Source organism: Sinomonas sp. RB5, from assembly GCF_054063535.1.
Map to the genome: position 1 here is coordinate 37088 of NZ_JBSSGJ010000002.1, position 12437 is coordinate 49524.

Sequence of the window (12437 nt, forward strand, 5' to 3'; positions counted from 1 at the left end):
GCACCCCGGCGTCCGGCGCTCCGGCCCTGCGCGCCCGGACGTTCGTCTGCATGGGCACCGTGGTCAGCCTCACGGTCCCCGTGCGTCCCGGCGACGGGCTGCAGGCCGACCTCGACCGGCTCGAGGCCGCGACCGCCGTGGTGGAGGACCAGTTCGCGGCCCTCGACGCCCAGTTCAGCCTCTACCGGCCGGACTCAGAGGCCAGCCGGATCGCCCGCGGCGAGCTGACCCTCCTGCAGGCCAGCCCGCTCATGCGGGACCTGTACGCGGACGCGGTTCGGTGGCGCCGCCGCACCGAGGGCGCCTTCACCCCCGAGCGCCCGGACGGGCTCCTGGACCTGAGCGGGCTCGTCAAGGGCTACGCCATCGCCGAGGCGGGCCGATCGCTCGCCGCGCTCGGGCTGCACGATTGGTGCCTCAATGCCGGGGGCGACGTGCTCGTCTCCGGTTCGCCGGCGCCGTCGCCCGCAGGTGCGTCCCCGTGGCTCGCCGGGATCGTGGATCCCGCCGACCGGCGGACCCTGCTGGGCGCCTACCCGCTCGGCGCGCAGGCCCCCGCCCAGCTCGCGCAGCCCCTCGCCCGGCTCGCGCAGCCCCCCGCCCGGCTCGCGCTGGCCACCTCCGGCTCGGCCGAGCGCGGCGACCACATCTGGACCGTCGGGCTGCGCGGGCCGTCCGGCCCCCGCCGTGCCGAGTTCACCCAGGTGAGCGTGGCCGCCCAGGACATCGTCACCGCGGACGTCCTGGCGACGGCGATCGTGGCCGGCGGCCGGCCTGCCCTCGATGCGGTCACCGCCCGCTGGGACGTGGACGTGCTCGCGGTGGCACGCGACGGCGGGCTGCTCGCCACGCCCGGGTTCCGCGCCCCGAGCGCCGCGTAGCGTCGCCCGGCTTCGGCCTCAGAGGCGGGTGGGCTCCGGGTACTTGGGGCTCAGGCCGTCGCCCGAGGACCGGCCGGTGATGCGCCGCACGACCCAGGGCCACGCGTACTCCCGGGTCCACGCGGCATTCGCGCGGAACTGCTCCACGCGGCTCATCTTCGGCAGCGGCACGGCGTCGGGGACCTCGGCGAGCCCCTCGTGCTCGAGCAGCTCGAGGACGCGGTTGGCCATGGTCGCGTGCCCGAGGGCGGACATGTGCATCCGGTCCACGTCCCACATGCGCCAGTCCTGGAACTCGTGGAAGCGCCAGTAGTCCACGAGGGTGGCGCCGTGGCGGTCCGCGATCCAGCGGACCTGCTCGTTGTAGATGGCGGTGCGGCCGCGCATCGTGCCGAACACCTTGGAGGAGCCGGCGTCGAACCCGGTGAAGAGCAGGACGCGCGCGCCCGCGCCCGCGAGTCGGGCCACCGCGGCGTCGTACCCCTCCATGAGCGCATCGATGTCCACCGTGGGCCGGAGGATGTCGTTGGCCCCGGCGTAGAGGGTCACGATCGTGGGGCGCAGCGCGAGCGCCGGCTCGATCTGCTCGGCGAGGATCTGGCGGATCTTGCGGCCGCGGATCGCGAGGTTGGCGTAGCCCAGGTCCGGATCGGCCCTCTGGAGCTGCTCGGCCACGCGGTCCGCCCAGCCGCGCACGCCGTTGGGACGGGCCGGGTCCGGATCGCCGACGCCCTCCGTGAAGGAGTCGCCCAAGGCCACGAAGCGGGAGGTGAAGGACTCGCTCACGGTGCCACCTCGCCGTCGTGCGCCGGGCCGAGGAGCCCCTCACGGGACGGGTCCCGGAAGATCCAGCTCTCCGGCTGCAGCCTGCCGACGACCTTCTCGCCGATGTCCGCCAGCCGGGCCACATCCTCCGCGCCGAGGGCATCGAACACGAGCTGCCGCACGCGCCCCACGTGCTCGGGGGCGAGGTCCACGATCGTCTCCCAGCCGGCGTCGGTGAGGTGCGCGGTGGTGACGCGGGCGTCGTCCGGAGAAGGGCGCCGGTCGATCCAGCCGCGTGCCTGGAGCTTCGTCACCACGTGCGAGAGGCGCGAGAGCGAGGCCGAGGTGCGGGAGGCGAGCTCCTTCATGGGGAGCATGCGGCCCTCGGCCTCGGAGAGCATCGCGAGCACGTTGTAGTCGAAGAGGGACAGCTTGTTCAGCTGGGTCAGGTGCGCGTCGAGGGCGGCCGGCAGGAGCGTGGTCACGCTCAGCAGGGCAAGCCACGCCCGGCGCTCCTGGGCGTCAAGCCAGCGGGATTCCGTCACGGGTACCAAGCATAGGCTGTAGGGATGCTCATCGTTTCGCTCACCTACAGGGTGCCCATGGATGTCGTCGAGGCCCATCTCGAGGCGCACCGGAGCTGGCTCCGCGACGCGGTGGACCGCGGGCTCGTGGTCGCCGCGGGGCGCAAGAACCCGCGCACCGGCGGCATCCTCCTCTCCCTCGCGGAGCGAGGTGCGCTCGAGGCCGCGATCGCCGAGGACCCGTTCTCGGTGCACGGGGTGGCCGACTTCGAGGTGACCGAGGCGGACATGACCACCGCGGCCGCGGGGTTCGAGGCGCTGCTCGCCTGAGGGCGCTCCGGACTGTTCCCTCCGGCCCCGCTGTTCCCTCCCGCCCCGGGGCGCCATAGCCTGTGCCCATTGGGCTCCGGGCGTCCCCACGGCGTACCCCGGCGTTATCCCAGCGGAGGGAAGGCCATGGCTGACGGACTCGCAGGAATCGATCACATCGTGGTGCTCATGCTCGAGAACCGCTCGTTCGACCATGTGCTCGGGTACCTCTACCACGCCGCGGGGAACGTGTCGCCGAGCGGGGCGCCGTTCGAGGGCCTCACAGGCACCGAAAGCTGCCCGGGCCCCGATGGCAAGCCCGTGGCGGTCTACCCCATCACTCCGACGACCCCCGACGCCTACTTCATGCCTGGGGCCGACCCGGGTGAGGGCTTCCCGCGGGCCAACGCCCAGCTCTTCGGGACCACGAAGCCCGCTCCGGGAGCGGTGCCCACCATGACCGGGTTCGTGTCCGACTACGCGCAGGCCATCAAGGACAACCAGGCGAAGAAGTGGTACGTGGTCCCCGGCACGGCGCCGGGCTGGATCATGGGCTGCTTCGCCCCGGAGACGCTCCCCGTGCTCAGCGGGCTCGCGCGCGGGTTCGCCGTGTGCGACCACTGGTTCAGCTCCGTGCCCACAGAGACCATGCCCAACCGGGCCTTCACGTGCGCCGGGACGAGCCAGGGCCACATGGACGACGTCACGAAGTCGTTCACCGTGCCGAGCATCTTCGGGCTCCTCGGCCAGCACGGCGTGCCGTGGAAGATCTACGGCTACAGCAAGCCGCCGCTGACCCGCCTCAACTTTCCGGACACGCAGAAGGCCCCGGCGGCGAACATCGGCCTGTTCAAGGACTTCCGCGCCGACGCCGCAGCAGGGAGCCTGCCCGCGTTCGCCTTCGTGGAGCCGGCCTGGAGTTCCACCGGCAACAGCCAGCACCCCAACTACAGCATGGCCGCAGGGGAGCAGCTCATCCTCGACACCTACAGCGCACTCCGCGCCGGACCGGCCTGGGCAAGGACGCTCCTGATCGTGACCTATGACGAGCACGGCGGATGCTACGACCACGTCCCGCCGCCAGGCGGGGCGGTCCGGCCGGACGACTCGCCGGGAGAGTTCGGATTCGACTTCACGCGCTTCGGCCCCCGGGTCCCCACGGTCCTCGTGAGCCCGCTCATCCCGCCCGGCACGGTGTTCCGCGTGCCCGCGGGATCCACGCCCCTCGACCACACGAGCATCCTGGCCACCGTGGAACACCGGTTCGGGCTGCCGCCGCTCACCCGCAGGGACGCGGCCGCGCCGGACGTCGGGGCCGTCCTCACGCTCGCCACACCCCGGAGCGACGACCCCCTGGCCGGGGTCTCGGCGCCGCCGCAGCCTCCCGTCCCCGCAGCCCTGGCGGCCACGCCCGCGCATCTGGCGGACGTCCGGGACGAGCTCATGGCGCGCTTCACGCCGGGGGACGTGGTGGGCTGACCCTCGGGCGCAGGCTGGGGCGTGCCATTCTGCTCACCAATCCTCGGCGCCCCGGCGTGTCCTTGAGCGACACGCCGCGTAGAGGCCCCTCCGCCGCCCAGCGCGAGCAGGAACGCACGCGCCCGGGAATTCCCCATGATGGTTGAATGTTCAAGCAAATATGGACTTCGGCATCTTCACTTTCGGCGAGCTCACGCGCGGCCCTTCCGGCAGCGCGCGCAGCGCCGCCCAGCGCATCGACGAGACCCTCCGGCTCGCCACCCTCGCGGACGAGGCGGGCCTGGACGTGATCGGCCTCGGCGAGCACCACCGGCATGACTTCGCGTTCTCGGCGCCCGAGATCGTGCTCGCGGCGATCGCCCGCGAGACCCGGCGCATCCGCCTCACCACTGCCGTCACCGTCCTCTCGACCGCGGACCCGGCGAGGGTGTTCGAGCAGTTCGCCACCCTCGACCTCGTCTCCGGCGGCCGCGCCGAGATCCTCGCCGGGCGCGGGGTGTTCCCGGAGTCGTTCCCGCTCTTCGGCTACGACCCGGCCCAGTACGACGCCCTCTTCGAGGACAAGCTCGAGCTCCTGCTGCAGATGCGCGACCACGCCGACGTCACCTGGCCTCCCCCGGGCGCGGCAGACGGTGTGCGGCCGCGCGCGCACCACGCCCTCCGCCACGCGGCGATCGCGCCCCGGCCGGTCCAGGAGCGGCTTCCCATCTGGCGCGGCGTGGGCGGGACGCCCTCGAGCTTCGCCCGGGCGGGCCAGGCGGGGGTGCCGCTGTTCCTCGCGCTCCTCTCTGGCCACCAGCACTTCGTGCGGCTCGTCGAGCTCTACCGGACCGCCGGCGCGCAGGCCGGGCACGCGGCGTCGTCCCTCGCGGTCGGCACGGGGAGCCACTTCTACGCCGCGCGCACCTCGCGCCAGGCCCGCACCACGTTCTACCCGCACTACGCCGCGTACATCGAGCAGAACATGCCCCGGCCTGCCGGGACGTTCCCGCGGGACCAGTTCGACGCATGGGCCGGCCCGGGCGGCGGGCTGCTCGTGGGCAGTCCTGCCGAGATCACCGAACGGATCCTCGCCACCCACGAGGCGCTCGGCACGAGCCGGTTCATGGCGCAGGTGGGCCTGGGGACGCTGCCGTTCGCCGAGACGGCGGCGTCCGTCGAGCTGCTGGCCACCGAGATCGTTCCCGCGGTGAAGAGGGCCCTCGGCCAGGACTGAGGCGCCCCGCCCGCCGCCAGCTCAGGCGAGGTACTCGCCCAGCGCCCCCGCCATCCCCCGCTCGAAGATCAGCTCGACAGCCCGCGCGGTCTCCGCGGAGAGCCGGGCGAGGACCGCGGCATCGACGGGACCGGGCAGCAGGAGACGTCCGACGGCGCCCCTCACCCAGGCCGGGACGTCTCGCCGATCGAAGGTGGTGCGCAGGAACTCCACCTCCCGCTCGTCGTCCCTGGGCTGGAAGTCGGGGTTCCCGGAGTGCCCGCTGTAGAGCACCAGCAGGGCGGCGAGTGACAGGATCGTCAGCGGCGCCTCGGCCGATTCCGCCCACCTGTCGAGGACCACCGGAAGGTTGCGGGTGGTCCACTTCGAGAGGGCGTTGAGCGAGATGTCGGTGAGCGCGTGCTGCAGGAAGGGGTTGTAGAAGCGCTCGAGGATCTGCTGGGCGAAGGCCTCGAGGTCGCTGCGGTCCCCCGGGATGGTGGGCAGCACCTCCTGGGCCACCATGCGGGTGATGTACGCCTCGACCTGCGGGTCCGCGAAGGCGTCCCGCACGGTGCCGCAGCCCATGTGGAGCCCGACGGCGGACATGGCGGTGTGCGAGCCGTTCAGGATGCGGACCTTCTTGGCACGGAAGGGACGGATGTCCTCCATGAAGAGCACGTTGAGGCCGGCCTGGTCCAGCGGCAGGTCCTCGCGGATGCGCGGGTCGCCCGCGATCGCCCAGACGTAGAAGTGCTCGGCCTTCACCACGAGCTCGTCGGCGAAGCCGATCTCGGCCTGAACCTGGCCGATCTCCTCCTGGGGGAACCCGGGCACGATGCGGTCCACGAGCGTGTCGTAAAAGCGGCACGCGGTGCGGACCCAGTCCTCGAACGCCGCGCCGAGGCCGTTCTCGGCGGCGTGGCGGAGCACGTACTCCCGCAGCGTCGAGCCATTGTCCTCGATGAGCTCGCAGCACAGGAAGGAGAGCCCCGCGTCGGGGCTGCCGCCGAAGTGCGCGAAGCGCCGGTGGAGGAGGGCGGTGACCTTCGCGGGGAACGACCGCGGCGGACGCGCGGCCAGGTCATCCCCGTGGACGTACTCGATGCCGGCCTCGGTCGTGTTGGAGACCACGACCTTGAGGTCGGGGCTGACGACGAGCCTCTCGTACTCCTCGACGTCGCGGTGGGCGCTGAGCACCGCGCGCACCGAGGTGACGAGATCGACCTCCTTGACGGGCTGCCGGTCACGGATCCCCTCGAGGTAGACGTGGAACAGGCCATCCTGGTCTGCGAGCTGGTCCAGGGCACGCGAGGGGCGGTCGGTCACCTGCACGACGGCGATGCCGTCCCGCGTGACCCCGTCCTCGTTGGCCCGGCTGACCATCCAGTCGACGAACGCGCGCAGGAAGTTCCCCGCGCCGAACTGGAGGATGGTGATCGGCAGGTCGGGCCGCGCCACGGTGGTCGCCGTGAGCTTCCCGATCGAGGGCGCCCTCACGTCACTGCCCCCAGCTGCCACGGGACGAACTCGTCCTGGCCGAGGTCCAGCTGCTCCGAGACGGGGCGCTCGCCCGACGCCACGGCGATGACCTTCTCGAAGATCTCCTGCCCGACGCTCTCGACCGAGGCCGTGCCGTCGACGATCCCTCCCGCGTTGAGGTCCATGTCCTCGCGCATCCGCTCGAAGGTCGCGGTGTTGGTGGCGACCTTGATCGAGGGCGTGGGCTTGCATCCGAGCACGGAGCCGCGCCCCGTGGTGAAGACGACCACCGTGGCGCCGCCCGCGACGATTCCCGTGACGGACACCGGGTCGTAGCCCGGCGTGTCCATGAAGGTGAAGCCGCGGGAGGTCACGCGCTCCCCGTACTCGTAGACCGCGGAGAGCTCGGCCGTGCCACCCTTGGCGACGGCGCCGAGGGACTTCTCCAGAATGGTCGTCAGGCCACCGGCCTTGTTGCCCGGCGAGGGGTTGTTGTCCAGGGAGCCGCCACCGGAGGCGGTGTAGTCCTTCCACCACTCGATGCGCTCGAGGAGCTTGCGGCCCACCTGCTCCGACACGGCCCGCCGCGTCAGGAGGTGCTCTGCTCCGAAGACCTCGGGGGTCTCGGCCAGGATCGTGGTGGCGCCGTGGGCCACGAGGAGGTCAGAGGCCACCCCGAGGGCAGGGTTCGCGGTGATCCCCGAGTACCCGTCGGACCCGCCGCAGTTCATTCCCAGGACCAGCTCCGAGATGGGGGCCGGCTGTCGCTGCATCGTCTCGAGGACGGGGATCAGCTCGTTGACCGCGTCCACGCCCGCCCGCACGGTCGCCCGGATCCCGCCGTTCTCCTGGATGACGAGCGTGCGCACCTGCTTGTCGGCCGGGAGGTCCAGGCCGTCCAGCAGCGACGTCGCGGGCAGCATCTCGCAGCCGAGGCCCACCACGAGCAGGCCGGCGATGTTCGGGTGGGCGGCGTAGCTGCGCAGGGTGCGCCGGGTCAGCTCGGCCCCTTCGCTGCCGGCCACGAGGCCGCACCCCGAGTTGTGGGTGAGCGCGATGACCCCGTCGACGTTCTCATAGGCCTCGAGCACCGGACCGGCGAACTGCGCCGCGATCATCCTCGCGGTCGAGGCCGAGCAGTTCACGGCGGTCAGGATGCCGATGAAGTTGCGGGTGCCGACCCGGCCGTCGGCGCGGTGGTAGCCCTGGAAGAAGCGCGTCGGCCCGCTCGGGGCGGCAGGCCTGACGCGGGTGGTGGAGAACTCGTGGGCCCGGTCCGCCTCGTCCATCCCCAGGTTGTGGGTGTGCACGTGGTCGCCGACGGCGATGGCGCGCGTGGCCCGGCCAATGGACTGGCCGTACTTGTGGACCTGCTCCCCGGCCTCGACGGGCCGGATGGCCAGCTTGTGCCCCCGCGGCACCGCCTGCTTGACGCGGACGGGGCCATGGGCGGACATGAACTCCGCCCCGCCGGGCACGTCGGTGATCGTGACCGCCACATCGTCGGCCGGCCGCAGCACCAGCGCGACTTCGGCCAGGTCAGGGACTGTGGGAACGCTCGTCATCGCGCATCCTTTGTCGGTGGGAACTCAATGAAACGGTTTTCATTGTAGTCCGCACCGGGGTCCCCGACCAGCCCCCTTGGCGGGGACGGGGACCGCGGCTCAGTCGCCGGCCGGAGGAGCCGAGGGCGCACGCACCGAAGTGCCGCGGAAGACGAGCTTCGTCGGCAGCCGCGCGGGTGGCTCCGGGGCCGGCCCGCTCGAGCCCATGAGCGCGTGCAGGTAGCTCATCGCCAGGGCTCCGGCATGCTCGCGCGGGATGCGGACCGTGGTCAGCGGCGGATTCGACATGGAGGCGAACTCGATGTCGTCGTACCCCACGACGCTGATGTCGTTCGGGACCGAGATCCCGTACCGGGTCAGCTGGTTGACCAGGCCGAGCGCCATGACGTCGTTGTAGACCATGACGGCGGTGACGTCGGCGAGGAGGACCTTCTCGGCGGCGCTGCGGCCGCCGTCGAAGGAGGGTGCGAAGCTGCCGATCGGCACCTCCACCAGCCCCTCCCGGGCCAGCTCGGCCGTGGCGGCGGCCTGGCGCACGCGGCTCGAGTAGCTCGTGCTGGGCCCCGCCACGTATCCGATGCGCCGGTGGCCCAGGGCCTTCAGGTGCACGACCTCCTGCGCAATGCCACCCTCGTTGTCGAAGGTGACGGCCGCGACCCCCGGCACCTGGCGGTTGATGAGCACGAGCGGACGCTGCTCGCGGAGGGCCACCAGGTCCTCGTCCGCCATGCGCGCCGAGCACAGCACGAGCCCGTCGACCTGGCGGGACAGCGCGGCGACGAGCTCGGACTCGCGCTTGAGGTCCTCGTCGGTGTCGACCAGGAGGGCGGAGTAGCCGAGCTCCTCGGCGCGGCCCTGGATGCCCTTGACCACGCTGGGGAAGAACGGGTTCGCGAGGTCCGGGACGACGATCCCGATGTTGCCGGTGAGGCCGGTGATGAGCGACTGCGCCGCCCGGTTGGGGCGGTAGTCCAGCCGGGCGGCGGCATCGAGGATCCGCTCGCGCGTGGCCGGGTCCACCTTCTCGGGGCGCAGGAACGTCCGGGACACCGTGGCGGGAGAGACTTCGGCGGCCCGCGCAACGTCCCGGATCGTGACAGGACCCGACATCAGAATCACCGTTCCTTGGCTGTGCAGAGAATCCTCTCCACCGTAGTCGGCCCGAGCGGCGCGGGCCGACGGCCCTTCTCCCAGAACGTGAGCTTGATCTCATCGCCTGCTGCCGCTACGGTCATAATAACGTTTTCATCGATCGGCCGATCTGGCCCGTCGATACGTCAGAAAGAGGCGAGGATGCCCACACCCCTGGAACTGGAGCTGGAGGTCGACGCGGCCACGTCCAGCCCGCGCCGGCTGAGCCTGCACCCCGATCGCGCGCTGCCCGCGGACGGGCGCCAGCGCGCCGTCGCCCGCGAGATCTACGGCCAGACGGCGGAGCTGCCGCTGATCTGCATGCACGGCCACGTCGAGGCCGAGGTCTTCGCCGCCAACCAGCCGTTCGCGGATCCGGCGCAGCTGCTGGTGGTGCCGGACCACTACGTGACCCGCATGCTGGTCTCGCAAGGGATCGACCCCGCCTCGCTGGGGGTCCCCCGTGTCGACGGCGGCCCGGTCGAGACGGATTCGCGGGCGATCTGGCGGACCTTCTGCCGCAACTGGAGGCTGTTCCGCGGCACGCCGTCGCGCTACTGGATGGAGCACGAGCTCGCGGAGGTCTTCGGCGTCGACCTCGTGCCCAGCGCCGAGACGGCCGACGCCATCTACGACCAGATCGAGGCGCGCATCGCCGAACCGGGCTTCCGCCCGCTGCAGCTCCTCGACCGGTTCTCGATCGAGCTGATCTCGACGACGGACTCCGCCACCAGCGGACTGGAGCACCATGCGCAGCTGGCAGGCGAGGGGTACGGGGAGCGGATCATCCCCACGTTCCGCCCGGATGCGGCCGTGCACCTGGACCGGCGTGGATGGCGGGCGGAGGTGGCCGCCCTCGCCGAGGTGTCCGGCGAGGACACCTCCAGCTACGAGGGCTTCCTCGGCGCCCTGCGCGAGCGCCGGCGCGCGTTCGTCGAGGCCGGCGGCCTCGCCACGGACCACGGCCACCTCACGGCGGACACCACCCCGATGGACCGGGGCGCCGCCGCGCGGCTGTACGCCCGCGCCCTCGCAGGCGGCCAGGTCAGCGAGCAGGAGGCCCAGGCCTTCGCCGCCCACATGCTCTTCGTGAACGCCGAGATGTCCTGCCAGGACGGGCTGGTCATGCAGATCCACCCTGGGGTCCTGCGCGACCACCACCGGGGGACCTTCGAACGGCACGGGCAGGACAAGGGCTTCGACATCCCGGTCGCCGCCGAATTCACCCGGTCCCTCCGCCCCGTCCTGGAGCGGTTCGGCCACGACCCCCGGTTCCGGGCCATCCTCTTCACCGTCGACGAGACGGTGTACAGCCGGGAGCTCGCGCCGCTCGCCGGCGCCTACCCCTCGCTGCGGCTGGGCGCGCCGTGGTGGTTCCTCGACTCCCCGGAGGGCATGCGCCGGTTCCGCGAGACCGCGACCGAGACCGCAGGCTTCTACAACACCTCCGGCTTCGTGGACGACACCCGGGCGTTCGCCTCGATCCCCGCGCGCCACGACCTCTTCCGCCGGATCGACGCCGGCTACCTCGCGCGGCTGGTCCTCGAACACCGGCTCAGCCTCGAGGAAGCGGTGGAGACCGCCGTCGACCTCGCCTACACCCTGCCGAAGACCGCCTACTCCAGGCGTTCCGCCTGATCCGCCGCTCAGCCCGGTTGCAAAGGAGCACCATCATGGCAAGCATCATCCCGTCGCCCTCCACGACGGCCACGGCCCGCCGGACACTGTCCCTGAAGGAGAAGATCGCCTACGGCATGGGCGATCTCGGCAATGGCTTCATGTTCGACCTCGGACAGGCCTACCTGCTGAAGTTCTACACCGACGTTGCCGGGCTGCCAGCCGCGGCGGCCGCCACCGTCTTCGTCGTCACGAAGCTCTTCGACGCGTTCATGGACCCCCTCGCCGGCGTAGTGATCGACGGGCGCCGCACCGTGTCCCGCTTCGGGCGGTTCCGCGGCGTCATGTTCTACTCGAGCATCGCGCTCGGCATCCTGACCGTCTTCTCCTTCGTCACCCCCGGCCTCTCCCAGGGCGTCAACCTGGCGTACGCCTACGCCTCCTACATGGCGTGGGGCGTGCTGTACTCCTTCACGAACATCCCCTACGGCTCCCTTGCCTCGGTGATGACGCAGGAGCCGGTGGAGCGCGCCAAGCTCGCCTCGTTCCGCCAGGCCGGATCGGTGCTGGCCCTGCTCATCACCGGCGTGGCGTTCATGCCGATCGTGCTCGCGGTCGGCTCCGACCGGGTGGGCTACGGCGTCGCGGCCGCGGCCATGGCCGTGGCGGGGGTCCTCTGCTTCTTCGCCACCTTCCGCTACACCCGGGAAAGCGTGCCCGTGGTGCGCACCGGGGAGAAGCTCACGGCCAAGAGCTTCATCACCACGGTGGTCACGAATCGGCCGCTGCTGGCGCTGGTCATCATGACGGTCTTCTCGATCTCGGCCTACAACGTGAAGACCTCGATGATCGTGTACTTCACCCAGTACTACCTCGGCGACGTGCGCCTCCTGCCCTACGTGAACGTGATCAGCATCGGCTCCTCGATCATCGGCATCCTCCTCATCCCCTTCCTCACGCGCCTCATCGGGAAGAAGCGCACGGCGCTCTACGGATTCCTGCTCGCCGTCGTGGCGGACGCGCTGAACTTCATCCTCCCGACCAACACCGTCCTGTTCACCGCCCTCTTCAGCCTCTCCTTCATCGGCGTCGCCCTCCCCAACGGCATCACCTGGGCCCTGGTCTGCGACGTGATCGACTTCGGGCACTGGCGCACCGGGGTGCGCCGCGAGGGCATTACCTACTCCGTCTTCAACTTCTCCCGCAAGATTGCCCAGTCGGTGGCGGGCGGCCTGGCCGGCTTCGGGCTGAGCGCGATCGGCTACATCCCCAAGGTGCAGCAGACCTCCGGGGTGCTGGCTGGCATGAAGGGCCTCCAGACGCTCTACCCGTGTGTGGCCCTTGCCGTGGCAGCGCTCGTGCTCGCCGTGATGTACCCGCTGACCGACCGGAAGATGGAAGAACTCGTCTTCGAGACCCACGCGGCCGAAGGCACCGACCCTGCGGGCCCGGCGCCCCAGGACTGACACCGCACCGCACCCTCCCCCCT

The 12437-nt window shown here is 71.3% G+C and carries 11 protein-coding genes; 6 read left to right on the plus strand and 5 right to left on the minus strand.

Annotated elements, in window-relative coordinates; genetic code table 11:
* Window positions 1–50: 50 nt before the first annotated feature.
* The gene (locus tag ACVWWH_RS02825) at window positions 51–881 is read left to right on the plus strand and encodes an FAD:protein FMN transferase (RefSeq protein ID WP_457315830.1); all 831 of its coding nucleotides are present in this window, start codon (window positions 51–53) and stop codon (window positions 879–881) included.
* An 18-nt stretch (window positions 882–899) separates the two neighbouring features.
* On the opposite strand, the gene ACVWWH_RS02830 is transcribed toward ACVWWH_RS02825, so the two are convergent.
* Both ACVWWH_RS02830 and ACVWWH_RS02835 read right to left on the minus strand, forming a co-directional pair.
* On the minus strand, window positions 900–1667 hold the full coding sequence (locus tag ACVWWH_RS02830; RefSeq protein ID WP_066500683.1) for an SGNH/GDSL hydrolase family protein: 768 nt from the start codon (window positions 1665–1667) through the stop codon (window positions 900–902).
* The gene (locus ACVWWH_RS02835) at window positions 1664–2191 is read right to left on the minus strand and encodes a MarR family winged helix-turn-helix transcriptional regulator (RefSeq protein WP_066500684.1); all 528 of its coding nucleotides are present in this window, start codon (window positions 2189–2191) and stop codon (window positions 1664–1666) included. Before ACVWWH_RS02835 ends, ACVWWH_RS02830 begins: the two co-directional genes overlap by 4 nt.
* A gap of 24 nt (window positions 2192–2215) precedes the next feature.
* Here ACVWWH_RS02835 and ACVWWH_RS02840 point away from each other — a divergent pair, with 24 nt between their 5' ends.
* The 3 genes from ACVWWH_RS02840 (at window position 2216) to ACVWWH_RS02850 (ending at window position 5174) form a co-directional block, all read left to right on the plus strand.
* Window positions 2216–2500, plus strand: a complete 285-nt coding sequence (locus ACVWWH_RS02840) for a YciI family protein (protein ID WP_457315551.1) — start codon at window positions 2216–2218, stop codon at window positions 2498–2500.
* A gap of 126 nt (window positions 2501–2626) precedes the next feature.
* Complete coding sequence (locus ACVWWH_RS02845) at window positions 2627–3958, plus strand: alkaline phosphatase family protein (protein ID WP_457315552.1); 1332 nt, start codon at window positions 2627–2629, stop codon at window positions 3956–3958.
* 160 nt (window positions 3959–4118) lie between these two features.
* Window positions 4119–5174, plus strand: a complete 1056-nt coding sequence (locus ACVWWH_RS02850) for an LLM class flavin-dependent oxidoreductase (RefSeq protein ID WP_457315553.1) — start codon at window positions 4119–4121, stop codon at window positions 5172–5174.
* A 21-nt stretch (window positions 5175–5195) separates the two neighbouring features.
* Here ACVWWH_RS02850 and ACVWWH_RS02855 read toward each other — a convergent pair whose 3' ends face one another.
* From ACVWWH_RS02855 to ACVWWH_RS02865, 3 genes are all read right to left on the minus strand, one after another.
* A complete protein-coding gene (locus tag ACVWWH_RS02855; RefSeq protein WP_457315554.1) occupies window positions 5196–6653 on the minus strand; it encodes a tagaturonate reductase in 1458 nt (485 codons plus the stop codon).
* Window positions 6650–8200, minus strand: a complete 1551-nt coding sequence (locus ACVWWH_RS02860) for a UxaA family hydrolase (RefSeq protein WP_457315555.1) — start codon at window positions 8198–8200, stop codon at window positions 6650–6652. Before ACVWWH_RS02860 ends, ACVWWH_RS02855 begins: the two co-directional genes overlap by 4 nt.
* Before the next feature lie 99 nt (window positions 8201–8299).
* The gene (locus ACVWWH_RS02865; protein ID WP_066500705.1) at window positions 8300–9310 is read right to left on the minus strand and encodes a LacI family DNA-binding transcriptional regulator; all 1011 of its coding nucleotides are present in this window, start codon (window positions 9308–9310) and stop codon (window positions 8300–8302) included.
* Between the two features lie 183 nt (window positions 9311–9493).
* On the opposite strand from ACVWWH_RS02865, the gene uxaC reads away from it, so the two are divergent.
* Window positions 9494–10969 (plus strand): glucuronate isomerase, encoded by a 1476-nt coding sequence (gene uxaC / locus ACVWWH_RS02870; protein WP_066500707.1) that lies wholly within the window; start codon window positions 9494–9496, stop codon window positions 10967–10969.
* 35 nt (window positions 10970–11004) lie between these two features.
* On the plus strand, window positions 11005–12414 hold the full coding sequence (locus ACVWWH_RS02875; protein WP_066500708.1) for an MFS transporter: 1410 nt from the start codon (window positions 11005–11007) through the stop codon (window positions 12412–12414).
* Window positions 12415–12437 lie beyond the last annotated feature (23 nt).